The sequence below is a fragment of the Paraburkholderia ferrariae NBRC 106233 genome, assembly GCF_000685035.1.
GTDB classification, from domain to species: domain Bacteria; phylum Pseudomonadota; class Gammaproteobacteria; order Burkholderiales; family Burkholderiaceae; genus Paraburkholderia; species Paraburkholderia ferrariae.
Genome location: NZ_BAYB01000021.1, coordinates 1 through 18,325 on the forward strand (window position 1 = coordinate 1; position 18,325 = coordinate 18,325).

The following is an 18,325-nucleotide window of genomic DNA, read 5'->3' on the forward strand; positions in this document are numbered from 1 at the left end:
GCACCGGCGGGCCTTGCAGCCAGCCTTGCCGCCGGCTTTCCCGGCGCGGCGCAAGCCGCCGCCCATGCTGCTGCAGCGCAGGCTGCCCGTGCCGCCCACGCCAGCGCGGCCGACAGCGACGCCGCCGACCTCGATCTGCCGAGCCTCGACGCCAACGAAGCCGCCGCCGGCCGCCGCACGTGGCGCCCGGGCCAGGGCGCGGCGGCAGCCGCGTCGAGCAACGAAGCCGACCCGACCTACGAGCGCTCGAAGCTGAACCCGGTGCTCACCTTCGACAACTTCGTGACCGGCAAGGCGAACCAGCTTGCCCGCGCGGCGGCCATCCAGGTGGCCGACAACCCCGGCATCTCGTACAACCCGCTGTTCCTTTACGGCGGCGTGGGCCTCGGCAAGACCCACCTGATCCACGCGATCGGCAACCAGCTGCTGCTGGACAAGGCCAACGCGCGGATTCGCTACATCCACGCGGAGCAATACGTCTCCGACGTGGTGAAGGCCTACCAGCGCAAGGCGTTCGACGACTTCAAGCGCTACTATCACTCGCTCGACCTGCTGCTGATCGACGATATCCAGTTCTTCTCGGGCAAGTCGCGCACGCAGGAAGAGTTCTTCTACGCGTTCGAGGCGCTGGTGGCCAACAAGGCGCAGGTGATCATCACGAGCGATACGTACCCGAAGGAAATTTCGGGGATCGACGACCGCCTGATTTCGCGCTTCGACTCGGGCCTCACCGTGGCGATCGAGCCGCCCGAGCTGGAAATGCGCGTGGCGATCCTGATGCGCAAGGCCCAGTCCGAAGGCGTGAGCCTGAACGAAGACGTGGCGTTCTTCGTGGCCAAGCATCTGCGCTCGAACGTGCGCGAGCTGGAAGGCGCGCTGCGCAAGATCCTCGCGTACTCGAAGTTCCACGGCCGCGACATTTCCATCGAGCTGACGAGAGAAGCGCTGAAGGACCTGCTGACGGTGCAGAACCGCCAGATTTCGGTCGAAAACATCCAGAAAACGGTCGCCGACTTCTACAGCATCAAGGTCGCCGACATGTATTCGAAGAAGCGCCCCGCGAACATCGCGCGGCCGCGCCAGATCGCCATGTACCTCGCGAAGGAACTGACGCAGAAGAGCCTGCCGGAAATCGGCGAGCTCTTTGGCGGGCGCGACCACACCACGGTGCTGCACGCGGTGCGCAAGATCGCGGACGAGCGCGGCAAGGACGCCCAGCTCAACCACGAGCTGCACGTGCTGGAGCAGACGCTCAAGGGCTAAGGGGCGGGCAGCGCCCCACCCGGGCGGTCCGGGCCTCGCCGGCCTGTTTATTTCGCGGATCAGCCCCAATTTAGGGAAACGGGCCGTTTTCAGGCACAATATGGGTTTAACCGTCCGGCTTTCCCCGGGCGGAATTCACGACGCGGCCAGTGCCATGGGCGGCTGCCCGGAATGACGCAACGGCTCACGCAACGGCGTGCGGCGAGGCGCTTCGGGACGGGGTGCGCAGGCCGTCACTTCAACGAAGGAACTCTATGCAACTGGTCAAGACCGAACGCGATAACCTCCTCAGGCCGCTGCAAACGGTGAGCGGCATTGTCGAACGCCGCCACACGTTGCCGATCCTCGCCAATCTGCTGATCACCAAGAACGGTTCCGACGTTTCGTTCCTCTCGACGGATCTCGAGCTGCAGATCACCACGCACGCCGACTTCGGCGTAGGTAACGACCAGGTCGCCACGACCGTGGCCGCCCGCAAGCTGCTCGACATCCTGCGCGCGATGCCCGACGGCCAGGTCACGCTGTCGCTTGCCGACAAGCGCCTCACGGTGCAGTCGGGCAAGAGCCGTTTCGCGCTGCAGACCCTCGCCGCCGACGAATTCCCCACGGTCGCCCAGGCCAAAGACTTCGGCGCGAACCTCGCGGTGCCGCAAAAGACCTTCCGGCAACTGCTCGGCATGGTGTATTTCGCCATGGCGCAGCAGGACATCCGCTATTACCTGAACGGCATGCTGCTCGTCGTGGACGGCGACCAGCTCATGGCTGTCGCGACCGACGGCCACCGCCTCGCGTTCTCGTCGATGAAGATCGAAGGCTCGTTCGCGCGCCAGGAAGTCATCATCCCGCGCAAGACGATCCTCGAACTCCAGCGCCTGCTGGAAGACATCGACGACGCGCTGAAGATCGACATCGGCTCGACCCAGGTGAAGTTCACCTTCGGCCAGGTCGAACTCGTTTCGAAGCTCGTGGAAGGCAAATTCCCCGACTTCCAGCGCGTGATCCCGAAGGCGCACAAGAACACCTTCCAGATCGGCCGCGAAGAACTGCAGCGCTCGCTCCAGCGCGCGGCCATTCTCACGTCGGACAAGTTCAAGGGCGTGCGCTGCATCATCGAGCCGGGCCAGCTCAAGATCATGTCCACGAACGCGGACCAGGAAGAGGCTCAGGAAGAACTGGAAATCGCCTACCAGGGCGACACCATCGACATCGGGTTCAACGTCACGTACCTGCTCGACGTACTCGCGAACCTGAAGGTCGACACGCTGGAAGTGAGCCTCGGCGACGCCAGTTCCAGCGCACTCATCACGATTCCCGAGAACGAGGAATTCAAGTACGTGGTGATGCCAATGCGCATTTAAAAAGCGCGACAGAAGAAAAACTCCAGGGGGCGCAGCGCCCCTTTGGCGTTTTTATGGCTTTTCGAAAAGCACCGAGCAGTAACGCTGGCAGTACAGCAGAACCGGAAAAATTCCATGACTGATACGAACAACTCGCAACCCGACAACAGCTACGGCGCATCGTCGATCCAGATCCTCGAAGGTCTGGAAGCCGTGCGCAAGCGGCCCGGGATGTATATCGGCGACACGTCGGACGGCACCGGTCTGCACCATCTCGTCTTCGAAGTGCTGGACAACTCCATCGACGAAGCGCTCGCAGGCTACTGCAACGACATCCACGTCGTGATTCACGCCGACAACTCGATCTCCGTCACCGACAACGGCCGCGGCATTCCCACGGACGTGAAGATGGACGACAAGCACGATCCGAAGCGCAGCGCCGCCGAAATCGTGATGACCGAGCTGCACGCGGGCGGCAAGTTCGACCAGAACAGCTACAAGGTCTCGGGCGGCCTGCACGGCGTGGGCGTCTCGTGCGTGAACGCGCTGTCGAGCCTTTTGCGCCTCACGGTGCGCCGCGGCGGCAAGAAGTACTTCATGGAATTCCACCGCGGCGTGCCGCAGAACCGCGTGCTCGAAGAGCGCGACGGCGTGATGGTCTCGCCGATGCAACTGCTGGGCGACACCGAGCAACGCGGCACCGAAGTGCACTTCATGGCCGACGAAACGATTTTCGGCAGTGTGGAGTACCACTATGACATTCTCGCGAAGCGCATTCGCGAACTCTCGTTCCTGAACAACGGCGTGCGCATCCGCCTGACCGACCAGCGCACGGGCAAGGAAGACGACTTCGCGTTCGCGGGCGGCGTGAAGGGCTTTGTCGAGTACATCAACAAGCAAAAGCAGGTGCTGCACCCGAACATCTTCTACGTGCAGAACGAGAAGGACGGCGTGGGCGTGGAAGTGGCGATGCAGTGGAACGACAGCTACAACGAAAGCGTGCTGTGCTTCACGAACAACATTCCTCAGCGCGACGGCGGCACCCACCTGACGGGCTTGCGCGCGGCGATGACGCGCGTCATCAACAAGTACATCGCCGACAACGAAATCGCCAAGAAGGCCAAGGTCGAAACCTCGGGTGACGACATGCGCGAAGGCCTCTCGTGCGTGCTCTCCGTGAAGGTGCCGGAGCCGAAGTTCAGCTCGCAGACCAAGGACAAGCTGGTGTCTTCGGAAGTGCGCGCGCCGGTGGAAGAAGTCGTGGCGAAGGCGCTCGAAGAATTCCTGCTGGAAACGCCGAACGACGCGAAGACCATCTGCGGCAAGATCGTCGATGCGGCCCGCGCGCGCGATGCCGCGCGCAAGGCTCGCGAAATGACGCGCCGCAAGGGCGTGCTGGACGGCGTGGGCCTGCCCGGCAAGCTCGCGGACTGCCAGGAGAAGGACCCGGCGAAGTCGGAAATCTACATCGTGGAGGGCGACTCGGCGGGCGGCTCGGCCAAGCAGGGCCGCGACCGCAAGTTCCAGGCAATCCTGCCGCTGCGCGGCAAGGTGCTCAACGTCGAAAAGGCGCGCTACGACAAGCTGCTGTCTTCGGAGCAGATCGTCACGCTGATCACCGCGCTCGGCTGCGGCATCGGCAAGGACGACTACAACCTCGAGAAGCTGCGCTACCACCGCATCATCATCATGACCGACGCGGACGTGGACGGCGCGCACATCCGCACGCTGCTGCTCACGTTCTTCTATCGCCAGATGCCGGAGATGATCGAGCGCGGTTACGTGTATATCGCGCAGCCGCCGCTCTACAAGCTGAAGGCGGGCAAGGACGAGCGCTATCTCAAGGACGACGCCGACCTGAACGCGCACATGCTGCGCCTTGCGCTGCTGGGCTCGGAACTCGTGCCGTCCGAAGGCGAGACGCCGATCGCCGGCGACGCACTGGGCGAACTCGCGCGTTCGTACCAGCTCGCGCGCGGCGTGGTGGATCGCCTGAGCCGCCTGTATGACGAGCGCGCACTCGAAGCGATCATGGACGGTGTGTCGATCGATCTGTCGAGCGAAGAATCGACCGAGGCTTCGGCCCGTGCGCTGGAAGCGCAACTGCGCGACGATCCGCTCAAGCCGGAAGTCTCCGTGGTGCCGATGTACGACGCGGTGCGCGAGCAACGTTCGCTGCGCGTGGAGCGGCGCCATCACGGCAACGTGAAGGTCTCGGTGATCGACGAGGAGTTCCAGCTCACCGCCGATTATCAGCAGCTCGTGAACACGTCCAATACGTTCAAGGGGTTGATCGGCAAGGGCGCGGTGATCAAGCGCGGCGAGCGCAGCATGGCGGTGAACGACTTCAAGAGTGCGATGAAGTGGCTCATTGCGGATGCCGAGCGCAATGTTTCCAAGCAGCGCTATAAGGGCCTTGGCGAGATGAATCCCGGGCAGCTTTGGGAAACGACGATGGACCCGGCGGTGCGGCGCCTGCTGCGCGTGCAGATCGAGGACGCGATTGCCGCGGACGGGATCTTTACGACGCTGATGGGCGACGATGTGGAGCCGCGGCGCGCGTTTATCGAGAGCAATGCGCTGCGGGCGGGGAATATTGATGTTTAAGGGCTTGTTGGTATCGTAGGGCGCCAGAGTAAGTGCGACTGGCGCCACAGTTTTGCGACTGCGCGACGCAGTTAATGCTACTGCCCTACAAGTCGGCCAAGTAGGACACTAGAGGACTTGCGACGGTCCTACCTGCTGCGAGCTCCAGTCCTGCTGGCCTTGAGTCCGTTGGCCACAGCTGCGGATCTCGTACGGTCCACCAAGCAATTCAAAGGGTTACAGTGCATTTCGGCTGTAGCCCTTCGTCGTTTTTGGAGACGTGTAAGGACTGCCTAGGCAGTTCGTCGGGTGGACGCCCGACACTATCGGGGCTGACGCCATTCACAATTCTCTAGCTGTCGCTTCGAACCGGGCATGGTGTAATCGAATCTGCCCTGTGTGGTTTCGGTTCGGAAAGCGTAATCTTCCGGCCTTAACCGAACCGGATCATGCCAACTACTCAATCAGAGGTGGGCGCCGGTATTGAGCCAGACTAGCTAGACGCGCCTTCGGCGGATTGCAGCAGCTGAAAATCCTCCCATCGGTCGGAAAGTGCGGCCGGATCGGGACCAGATGTGCCATTTAGGAAAAGGGGCTTGCCGTCAAATTCCTCATAGCCCGCTGCCAGCACGTCAGGATGCAACTTGACGGTCAGGTTCGCGGGATCGATAGCCAGCAGGTCGAGATCGAACAGGGTGTGCAGGTCACTTCTCAGTAGCAGTCCGTTGTGCGCTCCGTTGTCATGCGTCTCGGCATATGGCCGAATGTGAGCGGCTTCTACCAGTCCCGGGAAAGCGCAACGGCTTATCTGACAGGCGGCGTCGTATCGGGCAATAAGCCGATTTCGAAACTTCATCTGTCCGCGTCTCTGATTCACTTCCCGAAGTACCCGTCTCCGCGCTTCGATGACCGAGTGCGGTGGATCATCGTCCGTAGCGTTGCCCACGGTATCAATGTCGATGCCGGTGACGAACTTTTTCACCAACGCGTTGCAATCGGGATCATCTCGTAGCCACGGTTCTATCCGCGACAAGTCGATTTCTTTAATCGACATCTGGTCGTTGGGTCGAACTACCGCGGCAGCCAACCGGTCCAGCGTCAGACCGGATGGTGCGGGCCGGAACGTGTCACCGTAATGCGCAGCGAATGTATCGACTGTCACTTTCTCACGCGCCGGTTCCACGAATTCGTGCCGGTTCCGGCAGATCCACGGCGGTTCGATTGTCGTCCGACGCTTGATATCGCTGACGGCACAGATTGGACAACGCTGCCGCTCCTTCTCACCCTTTCCGGGTTCAATGTCGGTGATCTGCGCGACGCCAAGCACCCCCGACGATGACCGAATGACGACCACGTCCTTTTTTTTGACTTGCTGATGGTTTGCGACGAAGCTGTCGTATCGATACACCTGCGACGGATCGTCTTGGTAGCCGGTGTTGCCGCCGTATTGTCGGGCGCCATCAACGGCGAGTAGGGACCATGCGCGTGGATTACTCATGGATTTTAGCTTCATTGTTCGTGGAATGATGGCGCACTCGTGGCGGCACTCGGCTTACCGTTCGTCTTCGTCAGACTGAGGTAGCGGGCATTCCACCGAGATCAGCCGCTTCCTCGCAACCGCAAGCTGTTCCTCCGTGAACAAATCGCGCCATGGCGTCTGAAGAACGAGATATTCAACGCTCAGGCGGAGATTCTCTCGGCCTCGGAGAAAAAGCTCAGTGAAACCCTCTGACGGCTTGTTCGTCGCGAGCAGCCGGTTAGCCGTTTCCTTGCCGCCGTGTTCGTTCACCATCCGGAGGAAGTAGGCTGCGCGGTATGGTGGCTTCAATTTTAGGGCCGCGTCGTAGATGCCGCGCATCGCTTGGTCGAATTGTTCGAGGGTCCGGTCAGTCATGGTCTCTCCCGCTGTTGATGGTCAGTACGATCTTATCGCGACAGGCATGCAACGACATGGCAAATCAAGTTGCTGCCGCAATGCGGAAATCGATGTTCGGGGAGTGCCTTCCCGGTGTGTGGTGTAAGCGAACTTGTGCGGTTCCGGTTCAGAGCGCGTAATCTTTCGGCCTTGTCCGTTGTGGGACGTACATATCCAGTCCGATTTCAGTGCGTTCGGTGCGGACGAGTCCGGCGACATCATGTCCGAAATCGTTAAGACACAATGACTTTCCATGAGGCGGAGGCTCGCCGCGAGCGGCAGCACGCGACCCACAATGGCCGATGCCTACCGCGCACTTCCAACGGCCACTTGCAAGGTAGAACTGCCGTTCGTTTCCGATTCGCCACACGATAGGCTTTCCCCGGTGTAAATAACGCAGTGGTCACCCGATGTAAGGCACAACGTAAGAAGATCGAATTCCCGACTGCTGCCACCGCGAAGCAGGTGCATAACTTCACCCTGCCGTACCGGTTGATCCGAAGCGACAAATCCGCTACCGTTTGCCGGATCAACCAATGCGAGTTACGTAGACGGAAATGACGTAAGACACTGAGCGCAACGGGGTAACGTCGAAGTCCAATGGTCCGTGATTTTGTGAGCAACTTATAACGAGAAAATGGCGATGCAAGAGATTCATTTCACAGATCCAATAGCTGCAACCAACATTGCAACGCTTTTTAAAGGTTCGCGACTTATCCCCTTTTTAGGGGCGGGTTTCACCAAGGGGTTCCGTGCAAAAAATGGCAAGGTCCCTGACGCCAACGCTTTGACAAAAATTATCACAGATGTTGCCAGCGAAAAATCGGGGTTGTCTGCGAATGATATCGATCAAATTAAAGAAATTAAAGATTTAAAAACGGCTTTCGAATTGCTTGCCGATCCGGAGTACATTTCCGCGAATCAGGCGCAAGCCCTATTGGGAAGCCTATTCTCCAAGGTCGATATTGCCGACAACTCAAAAAAGACGTTTCTCAAGCTAGATTGGCCTCACATTTTCTCTTTCAATATCGACGACGCCATCGAAGGCTCTACGAACCGGTATCGAATCTTGGTGCCAAATCGCGAAGTATCGCGTGAATTTATAAATTCAAACGCGTGTTTATTCAAAATACATGGCGATATCGAAGAATTTTTGGCTTACAAAGATCCAAATTTAGTTTTTACATGGCGCGATTACGCTCACAGCATCGAGAAAAATAAGGCGATGCTTACATTTCTTGAGAATCAGGCGAGACATTCAGCGCTCATGTTTTTAGGCTGCAGTCTGGACACCGAAGTCGATTTGCTTCACCTCTCTCACTTAACAAATTTTTCGGGTTCGATATATTTAAAACGAGGAAAACTTTCGATCAAAGAGAAGTTAGTCTTGAAGACTTACGGCATAGAGCAAGTCATTTTCTTTGATACCTATGATCAAATTTGCCCTTGGATTAATGAAACGCTGAAGGGGATTGTTAGAGAGAACCCGTTTCAAGATATTTCAATTGACGACGCGGTCGTCAAAAACAGCGATGCTATAACCCTAATTGCGAATGGCGGCCCCTTACTTGTAACCGAGTCGAATGGTCACAGAGTGGCGAGAAAACCAAAAAATTTCGCAAATCGAACTGCGCTAGCAGCGGCACTCGCACAACTGAGAACGCATGAGTGCTTGCTAGTGACAGGGCGGCGATTCAGCGGAAAGTCGATCTTTCTTTATCAACTGATGGATTCGCTGAAGCAATATGGTTCCAACTATTATGCTTCGACAGACATATACTACCCCGGAGTTCGGCGACTTGTCGCAGGCAGCGAGAACACTGTTTTCTTTTTTGATTCAAATTATCTCAACTCGCAGAGTCTCGAGGAAATCTTGACGGCGCAATTGCCCTCCACCAGCAGACTGATAATGTGTGCGAGTGGCGGTGACGCGGAGATCTTCCGCTTTAAGCTGGAGGGGAAAAACGTCAAGTTTAGCGAAATAAAGCTTCCCAGCGTGCTCGACGATGACGAGACTGCCGAGCTCAACGCCGGGCTGACAGCACAAGGGTTGCCGAATTATATAAAGCCAGAAACGTTGCTGAGCTTTGCGTTTCGGTATTACAACGAATTTAAGACAAAGCTTAAACGCTCAGAGATTTTTTATAAGAATATAGACGGGGCATTTTTATCTGTTCTGGTTCTTATCGCGGCATTTGGGAAGGCCGAAGGCGCTCAGATGGAATGCCTGCATGGTTATTTTGATTCGACCGCTTTCGTCAGTCAAAACGAAAAAATATTCGAAAAGGAGTGTGCCTCTGGATCCACTGACTACGTTATTACGTGCAACTCCTCGGCGTGGCTAATTACTACCCTCGGAAAATACATTGCCCGCGAGAAGGAATCGGTCGTTCGCGTTTCAAGGATAATTAAAGCGCTTTCGAAAGATGGATTTCATGTTGCTGCTCGAAACTTGATCAGTTTTGACAAGCTCAATGAGCTTGGGGGGACGAATAACGTCGATTCTTTTATCCGCGGCGTGTACGTCGAAATCCAAGACACTTACAGTCACGAGCAACATTATTGGCTCCAGCGGGCAAAATGTGAATTGATCTCCGGTCGCTCGTTGGAAGATTTTGAATCTGGAATGCGTTATGCCAGTAAAGTTAGACTCGATTGCGGCGAGGAACGCAATCAGACTTACTTCAGTGCGACGCTGGTGATGGCTCAGCTGTGCGTGCGATCGTATAAATTCAGTACGGATAAAATTTATCTTCTTCATATGTTGGACTATTTTTTGGAGTCCGCGAAGAATTATCACAATAATAAACGGCATATGGACAAAGCAATCGCTCCTTATTTTAGCCATCATAGTGACTTACACGCGGCGCTCATCGCGCTTTTTAATGGAAGCGGGCTCGAATTTCTCGCGCGACGGAACGACATTGACGAACTTCGTAGCTTCCTTGAGTTACATCGCCACAGATAGTGCCCGGGCTGGGATTGCCGGGGCGAGGCGCGCGGGTTCGTCTGGGTCGTCTCGGACGATCAAGAAAGCTCGCGATTCGGTGGCGTTCCGGAATCAGCTGGTAGCGGTGCATTGTCAAGGAATTGGCAGCAAGGCAAGATAGTGTCCACCGGCTTTGGGCATCTTGGACTGTCTAGGCCGCTAATTGCTGTCTGCGTCCAAACGTTCCCGATGACGATCCTTGGAATGACATGAGCAATCGATGTGAAATATGCGATCGGAGTTCACTGCCATGCAGCGTCCCTCAAGCATACCGGAATTCGGGGGCTGGCACCTCAAGCCACTGGGATGGCCAATCCCGTACCCGCCGGTTAGTACCGGCGATCGAATCACGCAGTTCGTCGCTCATTCGGGTTGCCGAAAGAATGCAAGATGAGACGTTTCACAGCCCATATTTCCGTAGGCAAAGTGAAATTTGTCGACTTGTGCGGCAAGGACTCCGTTGGGCGTGGCCAGATAACAGCTATATGGTCGCGCCTACCCTGTGAGGCGAATGACATGCTAGTCGATAGGCGATGAAACCTCTTCCATCATGAAGCGACCACCTATGGCAAGGATACGACTCGCAGCCGGTTGATTCTTTGCTCAATGCGGGCTATGCACCGAGGTAGATCTGACTTGATTTCATGTTCCCAAACGCGCACTACTGACCAGCCTTCTTTGCGTAGCCTCGCCGTGTGTCTGAGATCGCGCGCGCGGTTGCCTGCAATTTTCTCTTTCCAGTATGGGGCTAGCTTCATCTCCCATTCGTCGAATCTCCATCCGTGCCAGAAGTCTCCGTCGACAAAAATCGCGAGCTTGATCCGGGTGAAGACAATGTCCGGTTTTCCCGCGAGCCACGTTGCATTAACCCGGAAGCGGTGTCCGCGGCGATGAAGTTCGCTTCTAACGAGCAGCTCCAGTTTGGTGTCGCGTCCTCGAATCTTCGACATCGTGGCGCGCCGTTGCTCGGGCGTCATGTTGTCTGCCATCGCGTCTCTCAGTTTGGTTTCTGCGTCGTCGCAAACAACTCCGCGACCTTTTCAAAAATCTGGGCAACGTGCAGGTCAAGGCTTTCCGCTGAGATCGATTCTAAGCTCACGAACGACGACAGTCGAAGGAGCCGCTTTTGCGCTTCACGCATCAGGTGCCGCCGGGCAAGCCCCTCGTATTTGATGCGTGCATCTAGCATACCGGCGGCCACGGCTGCCGCAAGCCCCTCGATGCCTGCCAGCGATGGCCGTTCTGTAACTTGGACCAGTTCGTCTTCGCCGAGTGCATGTACGAGGTGTTCGACGCTGTAGCTCGCGTGCGGGCGTGTGCCGAGATAGAACGCTCGCCACCATAGTCGTTGAAACGTATTTCTGCGGCCAGACAGGTAACGCTCAAGAGACGTTGCCGAGTCGGCACTGCCGAAGCGCCAACGCACAATGTCCGGTAGGACGATGCACGCGAGGAATGTCCATACCCCACCTCTTGCCGCTTCAGCAGCTGCGATGTGCATGCGCGCGAAAAGCATCAATGTGACTCTAGCATCGAACGTTGCGGCCTGAAGCTGATTGGGAAACTTTGGGTAGCCGTGCGCCCTGGCCAAATCAAGGACCTCAGTGCGCAGGGCTGTGATGACTTCAACCGTCGCGCGTGATCCGCCCGTAGGGGTATATTCGCACTCGTCGCATTCAAAGTGCGCCTGCGCAGCCAATTCTTCGACGCTGGTATTGCAGATCGCTGTGGCCGTCTGCAGTGCAGCGTGATGGGGCAATTGTGGAAAGAGAAGGGTGCTCAAGGGTAGAAAACCCGAAGTTTGCCCTGCAGATCGCTGCCAAACTGTTCTGGTCGCTGTTCTGCGGCGCTTTTCAGCCCGTCAAGCCCGTCGCCTGGGAAGAGGAGCTGGAGAAGTGTATAAATCGCCCGACCACAGGTGCCATCGCCGTAATTTCCTTCCCGAGACACAAACTCGTCGTTCCTCAGCGCTCCGAAGATAAGGCTCCTTGCCACATCGAAATAGATGGCGTCACGGATGGCTTTTGCTTCGGGCGAAGGAGGTTCGCCGGACACTGCTTGAACAACACGTGCGTGGCCCGCATTGACGAAAAGCCGAACCGACCGAAGAAACGGGGCCTCCATATCAAGGCTGTTCCAAGAAAGGCGCCAACCTGCCTCGGGGTTGGCCCCAAAGCCCCCGCTGAAGTCGACGATTTCAACCGGGAAACGGGATGTCGATTCGTCCAGACACACGGTGTGGCGATCACGTACCAATACGCTTCCTGCGTATTTCGCGATGAGAGCAGCAGCCTGCTTGTTGTCGCGCGCGAGCATGATCGACGTCTCAATCTGAAGAGTTCCGGCGACCTCAGATCCCGGTATATCACCAGATAAATCGATGTGCTGATGAATATCCTGGTCGCTGAGCTCGATTTGCGCGAGGCGCCGTTTGACAAAAGTGCCGGCACTTGACCAGCTTGCCGAAACAAGCAGGGGCACGTGCTCGGTGAGGCCACAATCTCGCCGCACTCCCTCTGCATCAACCGACAGTTGCCGTCGAACCTGGATCGTCGACAGGTAGTCTATTTCAATTGGGCTGGACGCGGTCGCTCCCGGGGTACCGGCAGAGACGATTTCCCACGAACCACCGCTAAGCCGGGCGGAGTTGGCGCGTCGATAGGGCGTAGTTGTGGCGGCCTTCATGATCCAGCCTCGATCTCGAGTGCAAGCGTTGTCATTGCATCGGAAGGTATACTGACTTCCACGCTCCACGTCCCGCTGGCAACCTGAACGGTACAGCTTGATTCCGTTGAGCACACTGAGCCATCGGGTGTCCGCCAGGCCAGCACGCGAGGAATATCTGCTCCTTCGGGAGGTTCTGTTTCAAAGCCGTCAGCAACCATTACGCGGGAAAGAGCCTTGATAGTGGCGGTCCGCCCGGGCCTGCCAAGTACTTCGAATCGGGCCACCATCGCCGGGATACCATTTATCAAGGCAAGTTCGGGTTCGCCGACGAAGTTTGTGCGCGCATCGATCGGGGAGGCAGAAGGATGCCGCCGCGGCGTTCTGCCATTCCTTGATGCAGACGGGGAATCGTCATCGTGGAGGGAAGGCACCAGCCCACCCAGCATGCTGGAAAATCCAAGCACTGAGCGTGCGTCAGTCGTTCCTGGCTCAACGCTGAACGGCGCAGCGAAAGCCTCAACGAGTTCCTTGAGGCGACGCTGCGCTACGCGGACGTACGTTCTTTCCGCCGTAGCCTCCAGCAGGTCAGGCACCCAGTCATCGTGCGTTGGCGGCTCCGACCGCGCAAACGCAGCATCAGCGCCGGAATCCACACGGAATACGCCAGCGTATTCTGCAAGACCATATGGAGCGGGAGGTCCCTCGATGTACTTGACTACAAAGTTGGGCGCCCGCATGAGCGCAATATGGCGGAGTGGAAAATCGACAACTCGCCTGCGAGATATTGGCTCCGCACTTTCACTGGTCGTGCGGCCACCGACGCTGACCGAATTGGCGGGCCTACGCATCAACGCAAGCTTTCCCAAATCCTGTCGGGGCCTTTGCGACGAAATGGAATGCACCTGTCCGAAATCTGTCGACGTGCCACTCGACGCTGCAAGAAATGCTTGGCTTAACAACGTCCATTGAGGCTCGTTGATTGGCAGCGCAATGTCGTGCCCCAGCCACTGCAGGCCGAACGTCATCGAGGGCGTGCCTTCGACCCCGTCAATCAACTTTGGCCAGAAAAACTCGACGATGGTTCGCGCCATTGACGCGAACACGCTCTCGGGCGAGGCATCCCCAAACTCGGGACCCAACACATAGATAGTCGTCCCCGTGGCATTAGACTCCCGAATTGCCGGGTCAAGCAGTCGCGCAAGTTCGTCTGCGTCACGCCCTATGACAGGGTCAACAACGCCGTCGGCCGCTTGCCCGCCCCACCAGTGGCGTCCGGTGTAGCGTCTGCTATCAGGGCCTACCGTCTCGAACTGGGGGCCGAGCGCGGAGGCCATGAACCTGGATTCCACGCCTGTTGCGCCGGTAAAGCGCGTATGAACACAAATCGTGCGGAGAGAACTGGCGAGAAAGTAAGCGGCTTTGCCAAAGCCATATGTGCCGCCCCCGTACGTTCGGTTGGGCGGCCTGCCCGAATAGCGCATAAAGTCAACGAAGTTGGTTGGCTCGCCTGGACGCGGAACGATATTTCCGCGTGTCGGGCCGCCCAGTCCTTTTGTCCCAAAATCGCGGATTGCCAGGACCGGAAAATCTGAGCTGTCGGCCAATCGTGTCCTGACTGGAAGGTTCGTAGGGGCGTCATGGAATATCGTGGCCAGCAATGCTTGCCGCGCATCATGTGGTAAAAGACGACCGGTTATCTCGAACCTTACGCCGCCTGTGGCGTCGAGCCTTGCGTCCCAGCTGTTCTGAATGGCCTCCCGCACAAGAAGCGTGAAGCGGTCGACGCGTGGGCGTCCCAGCTGATTCGATATACCCTCAGCCGAGGCGCCACCCGTTGCTGGAAAAACCTCAGAGTGAAGGCTTAGCGGAAAGGTCATCCGGGGTCCTTGAATTCTTCACCAAGACGTCGAGTAACTCGTCCAAATTGGTGCGCGTCAACGGCGTTGCCGGGTGAGTTGCGAGGTCTACTGTGTAGTCGATCTCCGTGACCCCGGGCGGGGGACCCGAAACGCCGAAGTCGGCGGTCGTCAGTCTTGGAAAGCCATCTACGACCTGGTGCAGTCGCAAATCGAGCAACTCGAACCTGAACTGTTCGTAATGTATCTGGTCCTTCAAATGGTATCCCGCTTCTGCCAGCATGGTGACGAACTCGTGGCGGTCTACACCCAGATCGAGGATATGCTGGACAAGGGCCGGCACAGTGATTCCCGCTGCGCCATTGAGTTCCAGCCGCATGGCACAAAGGTACAGCGATGCACCTGCAGGTACATCAAGCTGTGTAAGGCCGTGAATGCGAAACATCCAGTGGCTGCGGCGTAACGTCGTTTTCACCTCGAGAGCGACGCCTGCCGCGCTGAAATCATGGCGCGCACCTCGCGGCCCTTGCCAGACGCGTAGGCCAGCTGGATCCCGCTCCGCAATTGCCCGCATATGCCACAGCTCGCCGAATAGCCCGCACAGCGCTTCGGTCGTCATGACAGGCGAGGCCTCCCGGTCCATGAGATCGCGCCAACGTTGCAGCGTGCGCCGGCAGGTCTGAAAAGCGTCGTCGGCGTTCGCGCCAAGATCCGCAAGCACCTCGTCTGCCATATGGCCAAATACTTCGTTTAGATGCTCCTTCTGACAGGCCAGGTCGATGTATTGATGTTGCCCTGCGTCATCAAGCAGAGGACGAGTGACAAGATGAACACCGCCGCTGCGCCGGTCGTGTACGGCTTCAAACGCGTCGGGTGCTGGCGTCAGCAGGTGACGAAGGCCCACCCCATCAATGGCAAGGAGCACGTTCCCGTTTGCGGTGGAAATCCCTGTATCGAAAACGCGGAATTCCCCCCTGACCGGAGTCGCTCCCGGCGACTCCAACTGCTTCCATGCGACATCGGTCGGCCATGCAGTGTCACGCGTCATTGCTTAATTTTGTCTATGGTTATTCGGTTTCGCCCATGTCTTCCAGATCGTCTATGTCGATCAGTTCGGCACCTGTATCAGGCAACTCGACAGTTACGTAGTCCTGTGGCGTGAGGTCCTCCTGCGGCACATCGGGGAATGCAAGTGCAATGCCCATGACGTGCTGTACGGCCCCCAGCGGCGCCCTGAACTTACTGTCAGGGTTGGGCTGCGAGTCTTTGCTGATGGGATAGATGATGAGGAGCCCTCGATCGGCGGCGTGCTCATTGCGCAACTGCCTGAGCGCCTCCCGGTCGCGATTGCGTAGCTCAGAAGCCGGTACAGGAACATCAGCTGCTACGTCTGTTTCAGACATCAGGGCCTTGATGTCCACGACCTCCGGGTTCCTGTCGCGCAAAAAGCGCGCGCGGTTGACCAGTGGCACCTCGAGACCCGCTCCCAGATCGATCGTTCCCAGTTCGGGCCGTGGGTTAGCGCGTGTCGCGACGGCCACTGACCATCGGGTGATGTGCCCTCGCTTGTTCTGAGCAGAAATATAACCGCGCAGCAATGCCGCTTCCATTTCACTGTTGCTCGGATCGATGGCATAGCGAGTGAGGAAATCCATGATCATCGACACAGGTACGCCGCGAAACACGTGGTGAGGCTTTCCCGCGAGCGTCGTTGGCTGGATGCCGGCTACCGTCATGTCCTGTACGAGATCTCGAACCGCCTTGATGTTGGTATCAAGCCAGTCCTTATCCTCGTGCCGGAACACGATCGTTTGCACCTCACGTGCGTTGTATGCCATCTTGGCTTTTACCGCGTGCTGCATCTTGAGTTTTGCCGTAACGGCTAACGCAGGATGTGTGCGGATGCGTACGGCAAAGTCGAGCGGCGTTATCGCTCCGCTCTTGTAATGCGTAATATCGGACCGAATCTCCTTTTCGACGCTGGCAAGATCGTAGAAGTAGTCACGAAGCTCCTTGGTTGTCCAGACCCGTGGGAGGTCGGCATACCCAGGTCGATAGCCGAACCACCGGCCCATTTGGAGCAACGTGTCGTAGGCGGACGCAGACCGCACAAAAAAGCTGACGGTCAAGCCCTCGAGTGTCAAACCTCTCGACAGCACGTTGCCGCCGATTACGATGTACACCCGGCCATTGCCTTCGGAGTCTACCTCGTAGTCCACGCGGTCGAGCGTCGGGCTCTTGCCGTTTTCCACCTTGACCTCGGTGAGTTGTACTACCGTTGGCAGATGTGCGAGCACTTCCTCAAACGGGATCGGGCGTTCGCCAAACGTCTCTGCAGACAGCTTCGCCTGCTCGCTCGTCCACAGCTTCTTGAGTTCATCAAGAAGCTGCGCCGAGCCCTTGTCAAGCAACGGACGCAATGCGTCGCGGAAGCTCTCGAGAACCGGCTTCGAATTCAGATGCACAGCGGCATACTGGGTCGTATGGATGAGCATCGAGGCGTGCTTCGACCGCTGGCCACGCGCATATCGCGCAGCCGTCGCCATCCAGAAGTAGAGCATCGCTTGCCGAAGCGTTGGCGTAATCTCAATTGCAAAGTTGAAGCGTGCTTCGCGGCTGGGCGGCTTCAGCAACGGCACCTCGTCGTCCGGCACCTGCCGAAACACGTCGAGTCCGTCGACGGGCTCATCATCCTCATCAATAGGCGCGCGCCCGAAGATCTCTTCAGCACCGAAATATCCTTTGCCTTTGGGCAAGTCGACGATGAAGTCGCTCGGATATAGGTCTTCGGGTGTCGTCGGATCGATGAGCAGATTGGCAAAGGGCGTTGCCGTATAGCCGACGTAAGCCGCCTTGGGAAGGTCCATCAGCAGCTTGACGATCAGCTTGTTGATCTTGGTTCGCTCTTCCGGATCCGGGTGTGCATTGGGGCTTGCCTGATCGGCCTCGTCGTCGACGATCAGAACTGGGCAGCTCCGCAGCACTTCCGGGCGCGCGCCCGTAAGCCACTTGTGAAGGCGGGTGAGCCGGCTGCTGTTTTTCTTGACGACCCCTAGAACCTTCGTTGCGTGCCTGTCAGTCAGGAAAGAATTGACATTCCGATTCGCATTGAAGTCGTCTTCAGTGTCGGTAACGGTGATCCAGTGTTCGGGGTTTGCCGCGATCAGATCCTCGTCGATCCGCATCTGTGTTTGATAGCGCAGAACGTTGTTGAGCCCGGCCAGCACGATGATGAACCGGTAGCCGACATCGGCCGCCTTCGCGACCACCGCGGTAAAGCTCGCCGTCTTGCCACTCTGCACATATCCGATGACAAGTCCACGGGTTCGGATCTGTGCCTTCTGTGGTGGGTCCATCAGCGAGACAATGCGCGTCGATGCATCGTCGATATCCTTGATGGTGTCTTCGCTCCAACCCTTTTCGCGGAGATATTTCGCATAGGAATGCCACAACCGGTCGGACGGATCGGGGCCCAGGTACCATGGGTCGAAATGCTTTTTATGGATACTGCCCGGTTCCTTCATCGTCCAGACGCGCCGGGCGGCGTCGCGGTATCGTTGCAGCGCCTGCTCCACAAGGTCCGCTTTCGCAAACGCCGCAAGGCGCGCAGCAGCTTCTTCAGGCGTACGGCCGGCCCGCACTGCGTCAAAAATTTGCTCCGCCATGAGGCCGATCTGGTCATCGGGTCCATTACTCAGTGGCATATAGCAGT

The 18,325-nt window shown here is 57.7% G+C and carries 12 protein-coding genes; 4 read left to right on the plus strand and 8 right to left on the minus strand.

The features are described 5' to 3' along the window. The 3 genes from dnaA to gyrB form a co-directional block, all read left to right on the plus strand. Window positions 1–1,263, plus strand: a 1,263-nt coding sequence (dnaA, locus tag BFE01S_RS21285) for a chromosomal replication initiator protein DnaA (protein WP_028227240.1), incomplete at its 5' end; no start/stop codon positions are given. Between the two features lie 254 nt (window positions 1,264–1,517). After that, entirely contained in the window at window positions 1,518–2,621 is a 1,104-nt protein-coding gene (dnaN, locus tag BFE01S_RS21290) for a DNA polymerase III subunit beta (protein ID WP_028227241.1), read from the plus strand. Window positions 2,622–2,735: 114 nt separating this feature from the next. After that, on the plus strand, window positions 2,736–5,207 hold the full coding sequence (gene gyrB / locus BFE01S_RS21295; RefSeq protein ID WP_028227242.1) for a DNA topoisomerase (ATP-hydrolyzing) subunit B: 2,472 nt from the start codon (window positions 2,736–2,738) through the stop codon (window positions 5,205–5,207). 472 nt (window positions 5,208–5,679) lie between these two features. Here gyrB and BFE01S_RS45915 read toward each other — a convergent pair whose 3' ends face one another. Beyond that, the gene (locus BFE01S_RS45915) at window positions 5,680–6,684 is read right to left on the minus strand and encodes an HNH endonuclease (protein ID WP_028227243.1); all 1,005 of its coding nucleotides are present in this window, start codon (window positions 6,682–6,684) and stop codon (window positions 5,680–5,682) included. Window positions 6,685–6,738: 54 nt separating this feature from the next. Then, complete coding sequence (locus BFE01S_RS21305; protein ID WP_028227244.1) at window positions 6,739–7,080, minus strand: hypothetical protein; 342 nt, start codon at window positions 7,078–7,080, stop codon at window positions 6,739–6,741. 664 nt (window positions 7,081–7,744) lie between these two features. Between BFE01S_RS21305 and avs5 the strand changes: the two genes are divergently transcribed. Next, window positions 7,745–10,069 (plus strand): AVAST type 5 anti-phage protein Avs5, encoded by a 2,325-nt coding sequence (avs5, locus tag BFE01S_RS21310; RefSeq protein ID WP_028227245.1) that lies wholly within the window; start codon window positions 7,745–7,747, stop codon window positions 10,067–10,069. A gap of 584 nt (window positions 10,070–10,653) precedes the next feature. On the opposite strand, the gene BFE01S_RS21315 is transcribed toward avs5, so the two are convergent. Genes BFE01S_RS21315 through BFE01S_RS39580 form a run of 6 tightly spaced genes read right to left on the minus strand, consistent with a single transcriptional unit; the run spans window position 10,654 to window position 18,317 of the window. Then, on the minus strand, window positions 10,654–11,079 hold the full coding sequence (locus BFE01S_RS21315; RefSeq protein WP_028227246.1) for a very short patch repair endonuclease: 426 nt from the start codon (window positions 11,077–11,079) through the stop codon (window positions 10,654–10,656). Window positions 11,080–11,087: 8 nt separating this feature from the next. Further along, window positions 11,088–11,873, minus strand: coding sequence for a DUF6339 family protein (locus tag BFE01S_RS42005; protein WP_156967106.1), 786 nt, complete (start codon window positions 11,871–11,873; stop codon window positions 11,088–11,090). Beyond that, window positions 11,870–12,775, minus strand: coding sequence for a hypothetical protein (locus BFE01S_RS39575; protein ID WP_042338168.1), 906 nt, complete (start codon window positions 12,773–12,775; stop codon window positions 11,870–11,872). The genes BFE01S_RS42005 and BFE01S_RS39575 overlap by 4 nt, the downstream gene beginning before the upstream one ends. After that, window positions 12,772–14,634 carry a hypothetical protein gene (locus BFE01S_RS44470; protein WP_156967107.1) on the minus strand — a complete coding sequence of 621 codons (1,863 nt, stop codon included), beginning with the start codon at window positions 14,632–14,634 and terminating at the stop codon, window positions 12,772–12,774. Before BFE01S_RS44470 ends, BFE01S_RS39575 begins: the two co-directional genes overlap by 4 nt. Then, complete coding sequence (locus tag BFE01S_RS21330; protein ID WP_028227247.1) at window positions 14,606–15,661, minus strand: PD-(D/E)XK motif protein; 1,056 nt, start codon at window positions 15,659–15,661, stop codon at window positions 14,606–14,608. The genes BFE01S_RS44470 and BFE01S_RS21330 overlap by 29 nt, the downstream gene beginning before the upstream one ends. Window positions 15,662–15,680: 19 nt before the next feature. Next, complete coding sequence (locus BFE01S_RS39580) at window positions 15,681–18,317, minus strand: Z1 domain-containing protein (protein WP_042338170.1); 2,637 nt, start codon at window positions 18,315–18,317, stop codon at window positions 15,681–15,683. Window positions 18,318–18,325: the final 8 nt, after the last annotated feature.

Coding starts and splice junctions, on each gene's coding strand:
- BFE01S_RS39580 (WP_042338170.1), bottom strand. CDS start 18,317: ATGCCACTGAGTAATGGACCCGATGACCAGATCGGCCTCATGGCGGAG.
- BFE01S_RS44470 (WP_156967107.1), bottom strand. CDS start 14,634: ATGACCTTTCCGCTAAGCCTTCACTCTGAGGTTTTTCCAGCAACGGGT.
- BFE01S_RS21315 (WP_028227246.1), bottom strand. CDS start 11,079: ATGGCAGACAACATGACGCCCGAGCAACGGCGCGCCACGATGTCGAAG.
- BFE01S_RS21305 (WP_028227244.1), bottom strand. CDS start 7,080: ATGACTGACCGGACCCTCGAACAATTCGACCAAGCGATGCGCGGCATC.
- BFE01S_RS39575 (WP_042338168.1), bottom strand. CDS start 12,775: ATGAAGGCCGCCACAACTACGCCCTATCGACGCGCCAACTCCGCCCGG.
- BFE01S_RS45915 (WP_028227243.1), bottom strand. CDS start 6,684: ATGAGTAATCCACGCGCATGGTCCCTACTCGCCGTTGATGGCGCCCGA.
- dnaN (WP_028227241.1), top strand. CDS start 1,518: ATGCAACTGGTCAAGACCGAACGCGATAACCTCCTCAGGCCGCTGCAA.
- avs5 (WP_028227245.1), top strand. CDS start 7,745: ATGCAAGAGATTCATTTCACAGATCCAATAGCTGCAACCAACATTGCA.
- gyrB (WP_028227242.1), top strand. CDS start 2,736: ATGACTGATACGAACAACTCGCAACCCGACAACAGCTACGGCGCATCG.
- BFE01S_RS21330 (WP_028227247.1), bottom strand. CDS start 15,661: ATGACGCGTGACACTGCATGGCCGACCGATGTCGCATGGAAGCAGTTG.